16 protein-coding genes are annotated in these 18,030 nt (G+C 63.9%); 9 read left to right on the top strand and 7 right to left on the bottom strand.

Annotation, left to right across the window (positions count from 1 at the left end; all coding sequences use genetic code 11):
- Positions 1 to 57: 57 nt before the first annotated feature.
- The 3 genes from AKN84_RS48480 (at position 58) to AKN84_RS09260 (ending at position 3,318) form a co-directional block, all read left to right on the top strand.
- Positions 58 to 1,191, top strand: coding sequence for an alkaline phosphatase family protein (locus tag AKN84_RS48480; protein WP_202814670.1), 1,134 nt, complete (start codon positions 58 to 60; stop codon positions 1,189 to 1,191).
- Entirely contained in the window at positions 1,116 to 2,084 is a 969-nt protein-coding gene (locus tag AKN84_RS48475) for an alkaline phosphatase family protein (protein ID WP_202814669.1), read from the top strand. Before AKN84_RS48480 ends, AKN84_RS48475 begins: the two co-directional genes overlap by 76 nt.
- A gap of 256 nt (positions 2,085 to 2,340) precedes the next feature.
- Positions 2,341 to 3,318, top strand: coding sequence for an MBL fold metallo-hydrolase (locus AKN84_RS09260; RefSeq protein ID WP_050420423.1), 978 nt, complete (start codon positions 2,341 to 2,343; stop codon positions 3,316 to 3,318).
- Between the two features lie 20 nt (positions 3,319 to 3,338).
- Here AKN84_RS09260 and AKN84_RS09255 read toward each other — a convergent pair whose 3' ends face one another.
- The 3 genes from AKN84_RS09255 to AKN84_RS09245 all read right to left on the bottom strand — a co-directional run bounded on the left by AKN84_RS09255 (position 3,339) and on the right by AKN84_RS09245 (position 6,366).
- Positions 3,339 to 3,662 (bottom strand): hypothetical protein, encoded by a 324-nt coding sequence (locus AKN84_RS09255; RefSeq protein WP_050420422.1) that lies wholly within the window; start codon positions 3,660 to 3,662, stop codon positions 3,339 to 3,341.
- Between the two features lie 90 nt (positions 3,663 to 3,752).
- Positions 3,753 to 4,967 (bottom strand): amidohydrolase family protein, encoded by a 1,215-nt coding sequence (locus AKN84_RS09250; protein ID WP_050420421.1) that lies wholly within the window; start codon positions 4,965 to 4,967, stop codon positions 3,753 to 3,755.
- A gap of 124 nt (positions 4,968 to 5,091) precedes the next feature.
- Positions 5,092 to 6,366: an RluA family pseudouridine synthase gene (locus tag AKN84_RS09245; RefSeq protein ID WP_050420420.1), complete on the bottom strand. Its 1,275-nt coding sequence runs from the start codon at positions 6,364 to 6,366 to the stop codon at positions 5,092 to 5,094.
- Positions 6,367 to 6,520: 154 nt separating this feature from the next.
- Between AKN84_RS09245 and AKN84_RS44755 the strand changes: the two genes are divergently transcribed.
- Positions 6,521 to 6,706, top strand: a complete 186-nt coding sequence (locus tag AKN84_RS44755) for a hypothetical protein (protein WP_193399636.1) — start codon at positions 6,521 to 6,523, stop codon at positions 6,704 to 6,706.
- A gap of 209 nt (positions 6,707 to 6,915) precedes the next feature.
- Here the strand turns inward: AKN84_RS44755 and AKN84_RS09235 are convergent, their stop codons facing one another.
- On the bottom strand, positions 6,916 to 7,857 hold the full coding sequence (locus tag AKN84_RS09235; protein WP_050420418.1) for a LysR family transcriptional regulator: 942 nt from the start codon (positions 7,855 to 7,857) through the stop codon (positions 6,916 to 6,918).
- Between the two features lie 129 nt (positions 7,858 to 7,986).
- Between AKN84_RS09235 and AKN84_RS09230 the strand changes: the two genes are divergently transcribed.
- Both AKN84_RS09230 and AKN84_RS09225 read left to right on the top strand, forming a co-directional pair.
- A complete protein-coding gene (locus tag AKN84_RS09230; protein WP_157863265.1) occupies positions 7,987 to 8,952 on the top strand; it encodes a tripartite tricarboxylate transporter substrate-binding protein in 966 nt (321 codons plus the stop codon).
- Positions 8,953 to 8,960: 8 nt separating this feature from the next.
- On the top strand, positions 8,961 to 9,974 hold the full coding sequence (locus tag AKN84_RS09225) for a methyltransferase (protein ID WP_050420416.1): 1,014 nt from the start codon (positions 8,961 to 8,963) through the stop codon (positions 9,972 to 9,974).
- Between the two features lie 146 nt (positions 9,975 to 10,120).
- Here the strand turns inward: AKN84_RS09225 and AKN84_RS09220 are convergent, their stop codons facing one another.
- Complete coding sequence (locus AKN84_RS09220; RefSeq protein ID WP_050420415.1) at positions 10,121 to 11,455, bottom strand: replication-associated recombination protein A; 1,335 nt, start codon at positions 11,453 to 11,455, stop codon at positions 10,121 to 10,123.
- Positions 11,452 to 12,810, bottom strand: coding sequence for a DegQ family serine endoprotease (locus AKN84_RS09215; RefSeq protein ID WP_128970569.1), 1,359 nt, complete (start codon positions 12,808 to 12,810; stop codon positions 11,452 to 11,454). Before AKN84_RS09215 ends, AKN84_RS09220 begins: the two co-directional genes overlap by 4 nt.
- A gap of 344 nt (positions 12,811 to 13,154) precedes the next feature.
- Here AKN84_RS09215 and AKN84_RS09210 point away from each other — a divergent pair, with 344 nt between their 5' ends.
- Entirely contained in the window at positions 13,155 to 14,753 is a 1,599-nt protein-coding gene (locus tag AKN84_RS09210; protein ID WP_050420413.1) for an OprO/OprP family phosphate-selective porin, read from the top strand.
- Between the two features lie 155 nt (positions 14,754 to 14,908).
- Here the strand turns inward: AKN84_RS09210 and AKN84_RS09205 are convergent, their stop codons facing one another.
- Positions 14,909 to 15,286, bottom strand: coding sequence for a winged helix-turn-helix transcriptional regulator (locus tag AKN84_RS09205; protein ID WP_050420412.1), 378 nt, complete (start codon positions 15,284 to 15,286; stop codon positions 14,909 to 14,911).
- Between the two features lie 117 nt (positions 15,287 to 15,403).
- On the opposite strand from AKN84_RS09205, the gene AKN84_RS09200 reads away from it, so the two are divergent.
- Both AKN84_RS09200 and AKN84_RS09195 read left to right on the top strand, forming a co-directional pair.
- Positions 15,404 to 16,417 (top strand): zinc-binding alcohol dehydrogenase family protein, encoded by a 1,014-nt coding sequence (locus AKN84_RS09200; protein WP_050420411.1) that lies wholly within the window; start codon positions 15,404 to 15,406, stop codon positions 16,415 to 16,417.
- A 360-nt stretch (positions 16,418 to 16,777) separates the two neighbouring features.
- A complete protein-coding gene (locus AKN84_RS09195; RefSeq protein ID WP_050420410.1) occupies positions 16,778 to 17,857 on the top strand; it encodes a phosphotransferase in 1,080 nt (359 codons plus the stop codon).
- Positions 17,858 to 18,030 lie beyond the last annotated feature (173 nt).

The raw sequence follows: 18,030 nt of genomic DNA, 5'->3' as shown, positions 1-18,030 counted from the left end.
CTTGCGCAGGACTGGGATCACCACGGTGGACACGAGACCCGTTCGCCGATCAAGCACGTGATCGTCATCATCGGCGAGAACCGCAGCTTCGACCACGTGTTCGCGACCTACGTGCCCGAGCGACACGGCGAGAGCGTGTTCAACCTGCTCTCGCAGGGCATCGTCAAGCTCGACGCCAGCAAGAATGCGATCCCCGGGCCGAACTTCGAAAAGGCGCATCAGCACGCGGCGATGGATAACGGCCCGAACGATGCATTCCTGCTGAGCCCGCCGAAGCAGAACTTCCCGAAGGATCAATTGCCGGCTCCGCTGGTCGGCGGTCCCAAGGTCTCCTACATCCCGAACAAGTGCGGCAGCTCGCCGATCACCACCTGCGAGGCCTCGCTGGTGCTGGCGCAGCAGTCGGAATCCGGCCTGCCGTCCGAGTACTACCAGTTCCTGCTCTCCGGTGGCACCGGCCAGACCTCGCAGACCCCCGATCAGCGCATCACCAATGTCAGCACGCTGCCGGCCGGTCCGTTCCAGCTGACCAATAGCGACGCGATGCCCTACGACTCCTATTCGGCAAGCCCGGTGCATCGCTTCTACCAGATGTGGCAGCAGCTGAACTGCAACCACTCGGCGGCCAGCCGCGACAATCCGTCGGGCTGCGGCGCCAATCTGTTCGCCTGGGTTGAAGTGACGGTCGGCGCCGGTGCCAACGGCGCGGCGCAGCCCTCGAACTTCTCCACCGACTATTCGCCGACGGCGACGACCACGGGCGAAGGTTCGACCGCGCTCGGCTTCTACAACGTGCAGAAGGGCGATGTGCCTTACTTCACCTCACTCGCGCAGAAATATGCGATGAGCGACAACTTCCACCAGTCGGTCAACGGCGCACCGGTGCCAACCACATCATGTTCGGCCATGCCGACATGCTCTACTTCAGCGACACCTACGGCAACGCCGCGGTACCGCCGAACGGCACGCAGGTGTTCGGCGGCACGCCCGACGCCGGCATCGTGCATGAGATCGAGAATCCGAACCCGGCTGCTGGCACCAACAACTGGTACACCGAGGACGGCTACGGCGCCGGCGGCAATGGCGGCTTCCCGCCGCCCTTCCAGACGAGCCCGGTGTCCGGCGGCGGCTCCTACAGCGACTGCTCGGATCCGACCCAGCCCGGCGTCAAGCCGATCCTGGACTATCTGAAGCACATCCGGATCAACGCGAATTGCGAACCGGGGCACTATTATCTGTTGAACAACTACAATCCGGGTTATTTCGGCAACGGCAAGAATGCCTACACCGACACCAACCCGTCCAACACGCCGTTCACGATCCCGCCGTCGACCCGCAAGAGCATCGGCGACAGCCTGAACGAGCGGAATATCTCGTGGAAGTATTACGGCGACCAGTGGAACAACTACGTCAACGATCCCTACCAGCTCAACTGGGGCGTAGCCGGTCCGACCGCCGACGAGTACTGCAACATCTGCAATCCGTTCCAGTACGACACCTCGATCATGTCGCATCCGGAACAGGTCGCAGCCCATATCAAGGACTCGGTTGATCTGTACTCTGACCTCTCCAAGCACTCGCTGCCGGCGGTCTCGATCGTCAAGCCGAGCGGCTTCACCGACGGTCACCCGTCGTCGTCCAAGCTCAACCTGTTCGAAGGCTTCGCAAAGAAGATCGTCGACCAGGTCCAGGCCTCGGACTACGCCAAGGATACCGCGATCTTCATCACGTTCGACGAAGGTGGCGGCTACTTCGACTCCGGCTACGTGCAGCCGCTCGACTATTTCGGCGACGGCACGCGCATTCCGCTGATCGTGGTGTCGCCGTTCGCGCGGCAGGGCCACATCTCGCATGAATATGCCGATCACGTCTCGATCATCAAATTCATCGAGCGGAACTGGCGCCTCGAGCCGATCACCCATCGCAGCCGCGATAACTTCCCGAACCCGGTTGCGGCGCCTGGCAATCCCTACGTTCCGGTCAACAGCCCGGCGCTCAGCGATCTGTTCGACTTCTTCGACTTCGACGGCGGCGGCCATCACCACGGTGACGGCAACGACCAGGGCGGCAACTGGAATAACTGACGACCGCTTTTGATGAAACACAATCCGCCGGCCCGAAAGGCCGGCGGATTTCGTTTGTGCCAGGCTGGATGATCATAAGCTGCGCGAGCCTGGCCGCCGATCTCCCTGCGCTTGTGGACCGCCCCGAAGTCCGGCAGTCTCCGCGACCAGCGGAATGAACACGGGAGCCGACAGCATGCGACGCCTCTCTCTTCCGATAGCCCTGCTGACCGCGGCGTGGTTGCACGTCCCGCTTCCCGCTCAATCGGCGCCTTGCATGCTCGTTACCTTGACCGGCACGATGAGCGGGCCGGCCCTCATCAATGGCGTCGCCGGTGCCGGCACCCTCGTGCGCTATGGCGACGACAGTGCCGGCTGCAACACAACGAAGCTGCAGTTCGATGCCGGCCGCGGCACCGTCTTGCGGCTGTCACAACTGAACATCGATCCCGCAGAGATCGATGCCGTGTTCTTCACCCATATGCATTCGGACCACACCGAGGGCTTCGTTGACCTCCTGCTCGCGCGCTGGAACTGGAGTTCCAGCGGAGCCAAGGTCGATGTCGTCTGCAGCAGCGATGCGCCCTCACCGCTCGGCTTCACCATGAGCTGCGGCAAGTTCGTGACACATATCGGTGACGCCTTCGTTCAGTCCGGCGAAATCGCGCAGCGGGTTTCGGAGGATAAGAGACGATTGGCGGGCGGACCTACCGAGCTCGCGCACCTCATCACGTTCGAGCCGAGCGACGAGCCGCAGCTGGTTTGGACGAAGGGCGACGTCAAGGTGAGCGCGATCCGCTCGACCCACGTCGCCGGCCATGCCTCGTTCCGCGTCGACACACCTGCCGGCAGCGTCGTGATCGGCGGCGATGCCAGCAACGACAGCTCGGCGCCGCCTCGCCCGACCTCGACATCGGCGCAAGTCGAGAAGCTGGCGCAGGGCGCCGAGGTGATCGTGCATTCGACCATGCATCCGGTCATGGGTCCGGAGCGCGACAGCGGCATGCCGCCTCCGGTTTATTATCGCCAGAGCCTGACGCCCGACCTTGGCGCGATGGCGAGACGCACCGGCGCCAAATACCTGATGCTGACCCATCTGGCGCCGCAGGTCGGGGCGACGCATCACGGTCCCTACAAGGTGCCTGGTGGTGCGCTGACCGAAGCGGACTACCGCACCGCCGCCGAGGCAGGCGGCTTCACGGGGACGACGATCGTCGGCTCCGACGTCACGACGTTGCGCCTTCCCGCCCAATAGCGCGGTCGGGATTTGACGTGTCAGTCACGCGTGTTGGCGCAGGATCGCGAATAGGCGGCGCGGTCGCTCTGGTTCAGGCCGCTGGCCGCGGCATCGTCGAGGCACCGGCTGACACGGTCGCCGAACGAGCTGCGCGCGGGAGCACGCAGGTTCGGCTGCGTGATCGCGTCCATCTTGGGGATCGGCGGCACCTCGATTTTGGGCGGTGGAGGTGGCGGTGGCGGCGGCGGCAGGGTTGGATTGTAGATCGAACCACCGGGCCCGAGGATTTGCCTTTGCGCAAAGGCGCTCGGCGCGCCGATGACCCAAAGCAAGGTGCAGGCAACAATCAAGGATCGCTTCATGGCCTATATCTCGTGACGGCGCGGCATTGGTTCAAGTGATTGCCAGATGCGTCAACGCCACCCTTGATATGCGAGTTCCCCGGCCGGCGTTCACGGCTTCTGATAGATCACGTGACCTGCGCGGATGGTGTTGCTCACTTTCGCGAGATTGGCGACGTCGCTGATCGGATCGCCGTCGAGCACCACGAGATCGGCGTCGAAGCCCTGCTCCACCTTGCCTTTCTTCGCGGCCTTGAAGAACTGCGCCGGATTGGTCGTCAGCGACGCCAGCACCTGGCGTTCCGACAATGCGCGGTGCATCAGCTGATACTCCTGCGTGGTGTCATACAGCTTGGTGAAGCCGACATCGGTGCCGAACAGCACCGGCCCGCCATTCTCCGAAAATTGCTTGAGCTGGTTTACGGTCGCGGCCAGCAGCCGGTTTGTCACGGCAGGATCCAGGACAACGGTCGTGAACAGCGACAGCGTCGGGATCAGTGCAATGCCCTGCGCCTTGAACCGCGCCAGCTGCTCCGGCGTATAGCCGCCTTCGCTCGGGTCGGTGTGCGCCATGATATCGACGCCGGCCGTGATCACCGTCTCGACGCCGGTCTTGTTCTGCGGATGGGCAAACGCTGGCTTTCCTTGCGCATGCGCCACGTCGACCGCAGCCTTGGCGATCGCCGGGTCCATGTTCACGACCGGCTTGTTTCCCTTGAAGACACCGGTGAAGAGCTTCACGCCATCGAGGTTGAGGTCCATGTAGCTGCGCGCCAGTTGCGTGGCCTCGTCCGGCGTCGATGCCTCGGGCAGCTGCATGTCAGCAGGCAGATAGGCCGGATGGCCGTCCTTCGGAAAGATGCTGCCGGCGAGGAAGATGTTGGGACCAGCGACTTCTCCGGCGGCGATGCGCTTGCGCAGCGGCAATATGTTTCGCGGATCGGAGCCGAGGTCCCAGACGGTGGTAAACCCCCAGCGCGTCAGCATCTCCTGCACGTGCTGCGTCAGCGGCGCGGCCGGCGTCTCGCCGGCGAGGTGCCAGACGTGCTCGGTGAAATGCACATGGCTGTTCCAGAACCCGGCAACCACGGTCTGGCCGCTGCAATCGATGACGCGCGCGTCGGCGGGCACCTTGACGTCGCCGGACTTGCCGACCGCGCTGATGACACCGTCCGAGATCACGATCACCGCATCCGGCAGCGCAGCCGCATCGGCGGACGCGTAGAGCGTGCCGCCGCGGAGCACCATGGTCTCGGCATGCGCCCCCACCGAGGCGACAGCCGAGCCGATGAGGAAGAGCGCGATGCGTAGCCAGGGCCCGGTCATGGACAGCCTCTTTGATGATGGCATGCCGGCAACCACCGGCGCGCGGCAACATAGAGGCTGTGCGCGGCGCGGTTTGATCGTTCTTGCTGTCCGCGACGGATATTGCAGGGCGGCGCCCGGCCCGTCACTCCTCGGGCGCGTTCTCGATCGGATCGAACCGGTCGGCCTCGAGCCCAAGCAGATTCCAGGATTGCAGCATGTGCGGCGGCAGCGGCGCGCTGACATCGATCACGCCGCCGCGCGGGTGCGGAATCACGATGCGGCGGGCTAGCAGATGCAGCCGGTTCTGCAAGCCGCCCGGCAGCTGCCAGTTCTCCTTGTTGAAATATTTGGGATCGCCGACGATGGCGTGATCGATATGTGCCATGTGGGCGCGCAATTGATGGGTGCGGCCGGTCACCGGCTTGAGCGAGACCCAGGCGAGCTTGGTCGCGGAGGCCTCGACCACGGCGTAATAGGTCACGGCGTGGCTCGCGCCCTCGTCACCATGCTCGGCGATCCGCATGATGCTGTCCTCCTCGCTCTCCTCCTTGGCGAGGTAGGTCGAGATCCGGCCCTGCTTCGGCTTCGGCACGCCGGCGACCAGCGCCCAGTAGATCTTGCGCGCAGAGCGATGACGGAACGCGCCGGTGAGGAACGATGCAGCGAAACGCGTCTTGGCGATCAGCAGGCAGCCGGAGGTCTCGCGGTCGATACGATGCACGAGGCGCGGCTTCTGCCCTTTGGCGTCGCGCATCACCTCCAGCATCTGGTCGACATGGCGCGTCATGCCGGAGCCGCCCTGCACGGCGAGACCGGCCGGCTTGTTCAGCACCAGCACGTCATCGTCCTCGTACAAGGTCATGTCCTTCAGCGCCTGCAGCGTCTTCGCCTCGGCCTCCGAGAGCGTGCCCGTAGTCTTTGGCGTGTCGAGCCGCAGCGGCGGGATCCGCACGCTCTGGCCCTCCTCCAGCCGATCCTTGGAATCGGCGCGCTTGCCGTTGACCCGAAGTTCGCCCTTCCGGACGATGCGCTGGATATGGGAGAACGACAGGCCGGGAAACCGCGCCTCGAGGAAGCGGTCGACGCGCATGCCGTTCTCGTCTGCCGTGACGACCACGGTCTGCACCTTGGTCGGCAAGGGCTGCTCGGCCGCAGCCTTTGCGGGCTTCGGCGCCGCGGGTTCAGGCCGTTGCAACCGGTCGCGACGCGGCTCGGCGAAGCGTGGCGGCTTGGCGGCGGCGCGCTGCGAGAACGGGCGGTCGCTGGACTTGCGGTCGTCAGGCTTGCGGCTGCGAGGCCCGGCCACCGCCTTGCCACGATCCTGATCGCGATCCCTGTCACGCCCCTTCACGGATCCCTTCGCGCCTGCTTTGGCACGGTCGCGCGGCGATATGGTTCTCTTGATACGGCGGCTCATGGTGGTTTTTCGGCTCCAGACCTGCTCTGTGCCTAGCGCAAATGCCGCGAATCGTCACGGCGAAATCGGTGCGAATCCGGCGCGACTCGGCCATGTTTGGTCGCTTGCGGCAATCCAGCAGAGCCTCGGAAGGATCCTTGGAAGGATCCTTGGAATGAGATCGACGATATCGGCTTTGGCGGCGGCCCTGATGCTCGCGGGCCCGGCGCTGGCCCAGCAAAGCCGGATGCCGGAAGATTTGGCCTGGAAACTCCTGGAACTCGGCCGCGTCGTCGACCCGCCCAGGACCGCCGCGCTCTACCCACCGCTGCAACAGAAGGAGCGTCAAGTGACGCGCTAGAGAATATGAAGTTGTGAGCCTTCGCAGCGGGCATGGCAAAATATCGAAAACAACCCCATGCAAAGTAGTCGACGGCCGGCATTCGACCAAGCCAACTTGACACGTCGGGCAACTCAGAGATATATTTCTAATATTCAGAAGTCACGCAAATGCTTCTCGACCCAAGGCTGTTGTATATGGCATTTGCGGGCTCAGTCCGCTCGGACCAATCAGCTCACTCCAACCAGCGCCTTACAGACCTCCCGGCTGGCCTCTTGGAATAATTTGACGGCACCTCCGGCCCGTCGTCCCTTCAAGGTGATTGAGGCTATCGGGGCGGAAGTATCGCCAAGATCGACGTTCAGCGCGCGCAGCCATGCGCTACTCGATCGCATTCTGAGTATCTGCATGGGCAATAGGGTTATAAACCGGCTGCTCGCCAACAGATTCAGCCGCATGTAGATTGAAATTGTGGTGACCGTCGTTGGCGGAAGCGGCAGGTTATGTCGCTGAAATAGCTCGGCGCCGGTACGCCCCAAAAAAGTATCGGGCGGCGAGAGCGTCCATTGCTCTTGCATGAGTTCTGCGAGCTTCAACTTCTTCCTCGATCGCACGAGCGGATGCCGTCGCTCCGCCATCACCGCAAGGGAGGATCTAAACAGCACCTCCGCGGACAAATCATCGGCGACCGGCAACGGCGCCCAGCGCGTTATCGCCAAATCAAGCGTTCTCTGGCGCAGAGCATGCTCCAGCGCATCCCGATCACCTATCGTGATATGATACCTCATGCCTGGATATCTGCGGACGAGATGTCCGATAATTTCTGTAACGATGGCGGTGACCGGCTCGGTCGTACCGATCGCAACGAGCCCTTGCGCCGGATCTGACCTTTGCACAATTTCGGTAACACCTAGCTTTATTTCGTCGAAAACGACGCGCGTGCGATCAACAAGAAGGCGACCGCACTGAGTGAGTTCAACTCCGCGCGAAGTGCGATCCAGCAGCGCAGCTCCGACGGCATGCTCCATATCGGTGATAGCTTTGGAGATCGCCGGCTGCGACAACCCGAGACGGCGAGACGCCTTGGCCATGCTGCCGACCTCTGCGACGGTCTGCAGCGTATGCAGATCCTTGAGGCGTAGGCGTCTGCCGATGCGGTCGTGCCACTGCATGGGTATTCACCTCACGTTATAGCCCGATAGGAAAATGCAATTTCGGGTTATAGCGTTGTTGCTTCAGAATAGCGAGATGGAAAGCCGGCCGGATCATCGCATTGCTGTCCCAAGCACATGGAGAACGCCATGCAGCTTTACTCGCGTCGCGCCATACTGGCCGGGTTTTCGGCTCTGGCTCTTCCGCTACCCGTTATTGCTGCCGACCGGCCGCTGAAGATCGTGTTTCCATTCGCGCCTGGTGGGTCGGGAGATTCGATCGCCCGGCTGTTTGCCGAGCAGCTTCATATCAGGCTCGGCAAGGTGGCGATTGTGGAGAACCTTGCTGGCGCTGGCGGCCGCATCGGCGCTCAGGCGGTCAAGAATGCCGCACCGGGAGAGGAGGCAGTGCTGTTTGCTTCCGCTTCGCAATTCACACTTCAGCCGCATCTCTTCAGGAGCCTGGGATATGATGCAGAGCGCGACTTTGTGCCACTTTCCCAGGTGATGACGGTCGATCTGGCTCTGGCGGTCAGCGGGAAACTGCCCATCCATTCGGTGCACGAACTCATCGACTGGATGAAGGCCAATCCCGAACAGGCCGTGTACGGCTCGCCGGGAGCAGGTACAGCACCTCATTTCATCTGCGGCGAGTTTGGCCGGATCACTGGCCTAAACCTGCGCCACACGCCCTATAGGGGTACGTCTGCTGCTCTCCCGGATGTGCTGGCCGGCCGGATCCCGATGTATATGGCGTTTCTTTCCGAACTCCTGGAGCAACATGGGGGCGGTGGCATACGCATCATCGCCACCGCAGCTGCTGCGCGATCTTCCTTCCTGCCCCAGACCGCAACTCTGAAGGAGAGCGGGATCGATATCGACGCGGCCGGGTGGTTCGCATTCTATGCGCGTGCCCATTCCTCGCGTCAGTTCGTTGAGCGCCTGGGAAAAGAGATCATTGCAATCGGGAGCGATCCCGAAATGCGCGCAAAGATTCATGCCATCGGGTGCGAGCCAACAGGAACGACATCGGACGAACTTAAACATATCCAGCGCGCCGAGTTCGAACGCTGGGGACCAATCGTCACGGCGTCAGGATTCCCGATCGAAGGCTAGAGCGGCACATGACCACCGATCCCCGCGAAAAGTTGTTGGATCTTGTTCAATCGCACCGCGTGACGGCAGTGATCTATGTCGCTGCCCGGCTGGGGCTCGCCGAGTTGCTGCGCGACGGACCGCGAACGGTCGATGAACTTGCGAGTCGAACCCACACGGATCGGGACGCACTTGCCCGCTTGCTCGTCGCTCTCTCGACCGTCGGTATCTGCTCTCGCGTCGGTGAAGGCCGCTACTTGCTAACCGAACTGGGAGCGGGACTCGACGGTGCTGCGGGACGATCATTCAAGAACTGGGTCATTTTTGAAGGCTCCATGCTGACCAGGAGGTGGGATGGTCTTCTGGATTCGATCATGTCGGGCAAGACGGCTTCCCAACTTCAGGACGTCGACGACAATTTCGACCTGATGGCGCGCTCGCCAGAGCATGTGCGGATATTCAATGAAGCCATGACAGACCTGACACGGCTGGTCACGCACGATCTACTGCAGGCCTACGACCTTGGCACGATCACCCACTTGATGGATGTCGGAGGCGGCTCCGGGGAACTCATGGGCGCGGTGGCGAGGGCATATTCAACCATCAGAGGAACGGTTTTCGATCTGCCGAGGTGCGCCGACGCCGCCAACCAGCACTTCGGGCACCTCGGAATCTCCGATCGCGTCGACTTTGTTGCAGGCGATTTCTTTCGCGCGGTGCCTGCAGTGGCCGATGCGATCATCTTGAAAAGCATTATTCACGACTGGGATGATGAGCGCAGCCGCATCATTCTGGGAAACTGCCGCAAAGCGCTTCCCCAAAAAGGCAGACTGCTATTAGTCGAACGTGCGATGCCGGAATTGCCCGGTCCCGATGACGCGGGCAGGTCGTGCGCGATGAGCGATTTAAACATGCTGCGCGGTCCAGGTGGACGGGAACGGACCGAAAGGGAATATCATCGGCTCCTGACCGAGAGTGGCTTCCGTCCCATCGCGGTTCTCCGCGCCGGCCGCTTTAATCTGACCGAGTCGCGGCTTTGTTGAGACTTGGAAGCCGGCGGCGGCTATGCGGCGATGCGCCAGAGGCGGACAAACACGCCGCAACGAGTGGGGCGTGTTATTCGATGACATCATCGGCCTTAGCAAGCTCTCGCACTGTCGATCAATCCGCCTATGCGAGGCCGTCTTAGCTAGCTCCCGCCCCGCTCCTTGCGAAGCCGTGCCCAGTAATCGAGCCGCTTGCGGATCTCGCGCTCGAAGCCGCGGTCGGGTGGATCGTAGAAGGTTTGACGGCCGAGCGCCTCCGGGAAGTAGTCCTGGCCGGAGAACGCGTCGGGCTGATCGTGATCGTACTGATAGCCGGAGCCGTAGCCCTCCGACTTCATCAGCCTGGTCGGCGAATTCAGGATGTGTTTCGGCGGCAGCAGCGAGCCGCCCTGCTTTGCGGTCTGCATCGCCGCGCCAAACGCGGCGTACACCGCGTTCGATTTCGGCGCGGTGGCGAGATAGACCACGGCCTGCGCGATCGCGAGCTCGCCCTCCGGCGAGCCCAGGAAATCATAGGCATCCTTGGCGGCGTTGCAGACCGCCAGCGCCTGTGGATCGGCCAGGCCGATGTCCTCGACCGCCATCCGCACCACGCGCCGCGCCAGGAACAGCGGGTCCTCGCCGGCATCGAACATCCGCGCGAGGTAATACAGCGCCGCATCCGGATCGGAGCCGCGCACCGACTTGTGCAGCGCCGAGATCAGGTTGTAATGGCCGTCGGCCGACTTGTCGTAGATCGGCGCACGGCGCTGCAGGATGGCCTGCAACTGCTCGGCGTTGAACACCTCGCCCTTGCGCGCGGCGCGCCAGACCTCCTCGGCCAATGTCAGCGAGGCGCGGCCATCGCCGTCGGCCATCCGCACCAGCACGGCGCGCGCTTCCGCATCGAGCGGCAGGGCTTTGCCCTCGATCTTCTCGGCATTGGCAAACAGCCGTTCGATCGCCGCCGTATCAAGCGAGTGGAACACCAGCACGCGGGCGCGCGACAGAAGCGCCGCATTGAGCTCGAAGGACGGGTTCTCGGTGGTGGCGCCGACCAGCACCACCGTGCCGTCCTCCATCACCGGCAGGAAGGAATCCTGCTGCGCGCGGTTGAACCGATGCACCTCGTCGACGAACAGCAGCGTGCCCTTGCCGGTCTCGCGGCGGGCGCGCGCGGCATCGAACGCCTTCTTCAGGTCGGCGACGCCCGAGAACACCGCGGAGATCTGTTCGAAATGCAGCTCGGTGGCATCGGCCAGCAGCCGCGCCACCGTGGTCTTGCCGGTGCCGGGCGGGCCCCAGAACACCAGCGAGCCCAGCGTGCGCGTCTCCAGCATGCGGGTCAGCGCGCCGTCGGGGCCGAGGATGTGATCCTGGCCGACGACGTCGGCCAGCGTGCGCGGGCGCAACCGGTCCGGCAGCGGGTGTGGCGCGTCCTGCTCCATCCCCGCCGCGGCGAACAGGTTGCTGGCCTCGCGCGGTTGTTTCGGGCTCATCCGCCGAGCGTCACGTTGATCTGCTGGCCGCCGCGCACCAGCGTGATGCGCCAGATCCGCGAGCCCGCTTTCGATACCTTGTCGAGATCACTGGTTCGCACGATCTTCTCGTTGTTGACCGCCAGGATGATGTCGCCCTTCTGAAAGCCGACATTGGCGGCGGTGCCGTCATCGGCGAGCTCGGTCACCACCACGCCCTCCGCGCCGGCGTCGAGATGCAGCTCATCGGCCAGCGCCGGCGAGATGTTGGCGACCCTCGCGCCCTGGAACGGCGAGCGCGCGGTCAGCACGATCTCGTCGCGGTTGGTGTCCGGCGCGGTCTCCAGCGGCACGGTCAGCTTCACCGGCTTGCCGGCGCGCTGCACCTCGATCTCGGCGTTGCCGCCGAGCGGACGGGTCGCGAAGCGGTAGTCGAACGCGTTGGGATCGTCGATCGGCGTGCCGTCGATGCCGACGATCAGGTCGGACAGCTTCAGCCCGGCCTTCGCCGCGGGGCTGTTCGGTGCGACATTGGCGACCAGCGCACCGGTCGGCAGCTTCAGTCCCAGCGTCTCCGCGATCTCGGGCGTCACCGCCTGCAGCCGCGCGCCGAGCCATGGCCGCTTCACGGCCTTGCCGCCGCTCTTGGCGGAGGCCACCACCACCCGCACCATGTTGGCGGGGATCGCAAAGCCGATGCCCTGCGAGCCGCCGGAGCGCGAGAAGATCGCGGTGTTGATACCAGCGAGCCGTCCGGTCATGTCGACCAGCGCGCCGCCCGAATTGCCGGGATTGATCGCGGCGTCGGTCTGAATGAAGAATTGATAATCCGTGATCCCGACTTGAGTACGCGCCAGAGCCGAGATGATGCCATGCGTCACGGTCTGGCCGACGCCGAACGGGTTGCCGATCGCGAGCACCACGTCGCCGACCTGCAGCTGATCGGAATTGGCGAAGTCGAGGGTCGCGAATTTCTCCTTGTTGGTGCCCTTCAGCCGCAGCACCGCAAGATCGGTGCGGCTGTCCTTCAGCACGATTTCCGCCTCGTATTCGCGCTTGTCGGCGAGCGAGACCTTCACCTGGTCGGCGCCCTCGATCACGTGATTGTTGGTCACCACGAGGCCGGAGCCGTCGACCATCACGCCGGAGCCGAGCGAGCGCTGCATCTGCTCGGGCTGCTGCCCCGGCACGCCGAAGAAGCGGCGGAAGATCGGATCGTCCAGGAACGGATTGCGGTTCTGCACCGTCTTGGCGGCATAGACATTGACCACCGCCGGCTGCACCCGCTGCACGATCGGCGCATAGGACAGCTGGAGCTCAGCCTGCGACGACGGCACGCGACGATCCTGGGCCGCGGCCGGGGACGGATTCCCCATGAAAGCCAAGGCGCACAGAGCGAATATTGCAGCGAATCGGACGGGTTGGAGCATTCTCACCTCTCGTGGAAACGCCGGAATATAGGCGTGTTCGCCGGGCAAATGAAGGGCGCCAGGGCGGATAACTGGCCCCGGCCGGACCGGTGCAAAACCCCTGGCCGCCGCGTTGAAGCGCGCCGCCAAGCATCTATGATGGCTGTCATCTCACTGCGCCGCTCCGCTTGTTGCCCGCGGACAACAAGCGGAACTGCGATGCCTGGAAGCACTGTCGTGCGTCAGTCACGTTCGACTCCTAGGACGTCTCAGTGAGTGAGTGGGGACTTCAAACAAAACAGGGGTGCACAATGGGTGCGACAAAAGTTGGTGCAATCGCCATCGGGCTAGCAGGGGCGCTCGCCGCCTCACCGGCCTATGCGCAATCGGCCGGAGGCGGCAGCGACGCGGAGATCGCGCTGCTGAAGCAGCAGCTGAAGATGCTCGAGCAGAAGCTCGACAAGCTGCAGAAGCAGACCAATGCCAATACCGCGACTGCGGCCAGCGCAAACGCCAATGCCAAGGCGGCGGATGCCAAGGCCGCGCGCGTCGCAAGCGCCAATGCCGCGATCCCGGTGAAGGGCCCGGTCGCACCGTCCGGCGTCGTGGTGACGATGCCGAACAACCGGCCGACGATCTGCACCGCCGACGAACAGAACTGCGTTGCGATCACGAGCCGCGTGCATTGGGATGTCGGCGGCTACGACTATCGTCCGAACACCGCGAACACCTCGCCGCAGAAGCTCGACAGCGGCGAGAACCTGCGCCGCGCCCGCATCGGCATCGTCGGCAAATTCTTCGGCGACTGGAATTACGCGCTGATCTACGACTTCGGCGGCTCGGCCGATGGCTTCGGCGGCGCAGCACCGGGATCGTTGCCCGGCGGCGGCACCTCCGGCGTCGAGAATGCCTATCTGAGCTACACCGGCTTCAAGCCGTTCGGTGGCAAGATGGCGATCGAAGGCGGCATCATGGACATCCCGTGGACGCTGGACGAATCGACCAGCTCCAACGACATCCTGTTCATGGAGCGCGCCTCGGTCGGCATCATCGCGCAGAACATCGCGGCCGGTGATTTCCGTTCGGGCGCCGGCACCCGCTGGTGGAACGACCAGCTGTGGATCGGCGGCTATGTCACCGGGCCGACGACAGGCGCGATCCATTCCGCGTCCTCGGTCACGCCGGCCGGAACGTCGGAGCAGTATGGCGGCGTCGTCCGCGTCGCCGGCAATCCGATCAGCGGCAAGAACTACTCGGTGCATATTGGCGCCGACGCGGAATGGCTGGTGCAGCCGCCGCGCAACCAGCTGACGCAGGCGCAGACGCTCACGCTCAGCGACCGGCCCGAACTGCGCATCGACCCGACGACGCTGATCTCGACCGGCACGATCGCCAACGTCTCTGGCGCTCAGGTCTACGGCGTCGAGGCGGCGGCGACCTACGGCCCGTTCATCGCGCAGGGCGAATACTACTGGTTCAATGTCGACCGCTCCGCGAATACCGGGCTGCCGCCGTTCGGCGCGCCGAGCCTGAAATTCGACGGCGGCTACGCGCAGGTCGGCTACGTGCTGACCGGCGAGAACCACGCCTACAACCCGGCCACGGCCTCCTATGGCGGTATCAAGCCGCACGATCCGGTATCGCTCGCCGGCGGCGGCTGGGGCGCCTGGGAAATCGCCGGCCGCGTCAGCACGATGAACCTCAACGACCAGGTCGGCCAGGCGGTCGGCGTCGCGGGTGGACGGCAGACCGTCTACACCGCCGCGCTGAACTGGTACGTCAACAACAACGTCCGCTTCATGCTGAACTACCTGCACGGCGACATCGCCAAGCAGGTCTCGACGACCTCGCCTGCCGACGCCGGCTCGAAGTTCGACGCGGTCGCGTTGCGCACGCAGGTCGCGTTCTGACGTGACTTACCTCTCCCCTATGGGGAGAGGTCGAATTGCGAAGCAATTCGGGTGAGGGCTGCCGCTTCCTCGATGGAGCGTAATCCCTCACCCGGCTCGCATCTTGCGATGCGATCCGACCTCTCCCTCCGGGAGAGGTGAAGCGCGAACGCCTGTCAGGCCGCGCGCTTCTTCCTCACGACGACCTCCGGCGCCGGGGCGCAGGACAGCCGTTCCTGATGGCCCTCGCCCCAGGCTTTCAGAATGTCGATCACCGGACGCAGGCTCTCGCCGAGCTCGGACAGCGTGTATTCGACCCGCGGCGGCACTTCGGCATAGACCTTGCGGATCACGAGGCCGTCGTCCTCGAGCGCCCGCAGCTGCTTGGTCAGCATGCGCTGGGTGATGCCGGGCATCCGACGCCGCAACTCGCCGAAGCGCTGGGTGCCGGCCTGCAAATGATACAGGATCACGCCCTTCCATTTGCCGTCGATCAGGTCGAGCGCGGCCTCGACCGCGCAGCCCGGCCGGCGGGCAAAATTCTTCCGTTTCATCGGTAATTTCCCAATAGTATACAAACAGGGACTAGTTCCCTGTTTTTACAGTACTTGCCAAAAGGACGCCAGCGCGACAGGTAAGCGGCAGGCAATCGCCCACCAGGGAGACCAGGCATGAAGGCCGTCGGATACCAAAAGTCGCTGCCGATCGAGGCGGCGGATTCGCTCGTCGATTTCGAGATCGCCAAGCCCGAACCCAGGGGGCGCGACATCCGCGTCGCGGTGAAGGCCATCTCGGCCAACCCGGTCGACTACAAGGTGCGCAAGCGCGCGGCGCCGACCGACGGCGGCTACAAGATCCTCGGCTTCGACGCGGCCGGCGTGGTCGATGCGGTCGGGCCCGACGTGTCGCTGTTCAAGCCCGGCGATGAGGTGTTCTACGCGGGCTCGATCCTGCGCCAGGGCACCAACTCGGAATTTCATCTGGTCGACGAGCGCATCGTCGGCAACAAGCCGGCATCGCTGTCTTTCGCGCAGGCGGCCGCCCTGCCCCTGACATCGATCACCGCATGGGAGCTGCTGTTCGACCGGCTCGGCGCGGTGCCGGGCAAGAGCCTCGATCCGCGCACGCTCTTGATCACCGGTGGCGCCGGCGGCGTCGGCTCGATCCTGATCCAGCTGGCGCGCCGCCTCACGGGGCTGACCGTGGTTGCGACCGCGACGCGGCCGGAGTCGCAGAAGTGGTGCCGCGATCTCGGCGCGCATGCGGTGATCGATCACTCGCAGCCGATGAAGGAGCAGATCGAGAAGCTGAAGCTGCCGCCGGTCGGCCTCGTCGCCAGCCTCACCTTCACCGACCAGCACTACAAGTCGATCGCCGACTTCATCGCACCGCAAGGCAAGTTCGGCCTGATCGACGATCCCGCCGAATTCAACGTTGCCGCCTTCAAGGGCAAGGCGGTGTCGATCCACTGGGAGTCGATGTTCACGCGCTCGTCGTTCCAGACCCCTGACATGATCGCCCAGCATCATCTGCTCAACGATGTCGCCGACCTGATCGACAAGGGCGTGCTGCGCACCACGCTCGACCAGACTTTCGGCACCATCAACGCCGCCAACCTCAAGCGCGCGCACGCGCTGCTCGAAAGCGGCAAGTCGCGCGGCAAGATCGTGCTGGAGGGTTGGTAGGCCCACAGCAGCACGGGATTAGGCCTATTACGTCACGGTTCTGCCTCGGTCGTCATTGCGAGGAGCGATAGCGACGAAGCAATCCATCTAACCGCGTTTGCGGGCAGATGGATTGCTTCGCTCGCAATGACGACCGAATTCACTTACCATCACTTGATCTGGGGAAAAGCGGCTGCAATGCGGTAAGAGCAGCGACCCGCCCTACGAGATATCCCCACACGCCGGCGCGGCGCTTTTGCCAAAGCCGCCATCGCCTGTATGATCCGCGGCAACGATCACCCCGTCCTCAATCCCGCCGCGCAAGACGCGGCTGGAACGGTGGTGACGCCCCAAGGGGATACAGGGGATGGGAGGAAACCGATGAGTTTGCTCACGGCCGATCCGTCGCGGATCGATCCGGAGTGGATGACGCGGGCGCTGCGCGAAGCCGGCCTGATCGACCAGGTCAGGGTCATCGATCTCGCGTGCACGCCGGTCGGCAATGGCCTCGTCGGCGACAGCTATCGATTTCACCTGACCTATGACGGCAATGAGCCGCGCGCGCCCGCAAGCGTCGTCGGCAAATTTCCGGCGGCAGATCCCGACAGCCGCCGTTCCGGTTCCGCGCACACGCTTTATGTCCGCGAAGTCGCGTTCTATCGCGAGCTGGCGGCGACCGTTGCCATTCACACGCCGCGGCCGATCCTCGCCGAAATCGATCCGGCGACCGACGACTTTACGCTGATCCTGGAAGATCTGGCGCCCGCGCGACCCGGCGACCAGCTCGCCGGATGCGCGATCGCGGATTGTCTGACGGCGATGCGTGAGGCCGCCGCGCTGCATGCACCACGCTGGAACGACCCGACGCTCGACACGGTGCAATGCTTCGTGGTTGCCGCAAGCCGGCGCAGAGACCTTCGTGCGGTGCTGCCCGGCAGCATCGGTCACTACAAGGAGCGATATCACGGTGTGATCGAGCCGGAGTTCCTTGATCTGATCGACCGGCTTCCGGACGCGATACCGCGCCACCAGTCCGATCGATCGACGCCGCGAACGTTGCAACATGCAGACTTCAGGTTAGACAACATCCTCTTTGACGTCCGCGGTAACACCCATCCGATGGCGACGCTGGATTGGCAGACGCTGACGGTGGGGCCAGGGATCGTCGACGTCGCCTATTTCCTGTCGGCCGGCATCGACCCGTCCGAGCGGCGATTACATGAAATTGACCTGGTGCGGTTCTATCATTCGGAGCTGATCCGCCGCGGCGTGCGGGGCTACGGCTGGGATCAATGCTGGCGGGATTACCGGCGCTACACGCTACATGGAATCATGATGGGCGTCGTCTCCGCGCTCAGCGTGCAGCGCTCCGAGCGCGGCGATGCGCTGTTCCTGAAAATGACCCGCGGCGCCTGCGCGCAAGCCCTGGATCACGACAGTTTCTCATACTGGCGGGACTAAGACGTGATGAGATTGGTTGAGCCGGATCGGTGACGGAAGTTCACCTCTCCCTTGGGAGAGGTCGCGCGTAGCGCCGGGTGAGGGATCACGGTCCCTCGCTGGTGCTGCGGCCCCTCACCCGATTTGCTTCGCAAATCGACCTCTCCCCATCGGGGCGAGGTTGAGTGAGTGCG

The organism is Bradyrhizobium tropiciagri, assembly GCF_001189845.1.
Classification (GTDB): domain Bacteria; phylum Pseudomonadota; class Alphaproteobacteria; order Rhizobiales; family Xanthobacteraceae; genus Bradyrhizobium; species Bradyrhizobium tropiciagri.
Note: the sequence above shows the minus strand (reverse complement) of the source record. Positions and strands in the feature narration are given on the sequence as shown.

Bases quoted from the DNA above. Each gene is read 5' to 3' on its own strand.
- AKN84_RS09260 (WP_050420423.1), top strand. From the start codon at position 2,341: ATGCTCGTTACCTTGACCGGCACGATGAGCGGGCCGGCCCTCATCAAT.
- AKN84_RS09255 (WP_050420422.1), bottom strand. From the start codon at position 3,662: ATGAAGCGATCCTTGATTGTTGCCTGCACCTTGCTTTGGGTCATCGGC.
- AKN84_RS09250 (WP_050420421.1), bottom strand. From the start codon at position 4,967: ATGACCGGGCCCTGGCTACGCATCGCGCTCTTCCTCATCGGCTCGGCT.
- AKN84_RS09245 (WP_050420420.1), bottom strand. From the start codon at position 6,366: ATGAGCCGCCGTATCAAGAGAACCATATCGCCGCGCGACCGTGCCAAA.
- AKN84_RS44755 (WP_193399636.1), top strand. From the start codon at position 6,521: ATGAGATCGACGATATCGGCTTTGGCGGCGGCCCTGATGCTCGCGGGC.
- AKN84_RS09235 (WP_050420418.1), bottom strand. From the start codon at position 7,857: ATGCAGTGGCACGACCGCATCGGCAGACGCCTACGCCTCAAGGATCTG.
- AKN84_RS09230 (WP_157863265.1), top strand. From the start codon at position 7,987: ATGCAGCTTTACTCGCGTCGCGCCATACTGGCCGGGTTTTCGGCTCTG.
- AKN84_RS09225 (WP_050420416.1), top strand. From the start codon at position 8,961: ATGACCACCGATCCCCGCGAAAAGTTGTTGGATCTTGTTCAATCGCAC.
- AKN84_RS09220 (WP_050420415.1), bottom strand. From the start codon at position 11,455: ATGAGCCCGAAACAACCGCGCGAGGCCAGCAACCTGTTCGCCGCGGCG.
- AKN84_RS09215 (WP_128970569.1), bottom strand. From the start codon at position 12,810: ATGGGGAATCCGTCCCCGGCCGCGGCCCAGGATCGTCGCGTGCCGTCG.
- AKN84_RS09210 (WP_050420413.1), top strand. From the start codon at position 13,155: ATGGGTGCGACAAAAGTTGGTGCAATCGCCATCGGGCTAGCAGGGGCG.
- AKN84_RS09205 (WP_050420412.1), bottom strand. From the start codon at position 15,286: ATGAAACGGAAGAATTTTGCCCGCCGGCCGGGCTGCGCGGTCGAGGCC.
- AKN84_RS09200 (WP_050420411.1), top strand. From the start codon at position 15,404: ATGAAGGCCGTCGGATACCAAAAGTCGCTGCCGATCGAGGCGGCGGAT.
- AKN84_RS09195 (WP_050420410.1), top strand. From the start codon at position 16,778: ATGAGTTTGCTCACGGCCGATCCGTCGCGGATCGATCCGGAGTGGATG.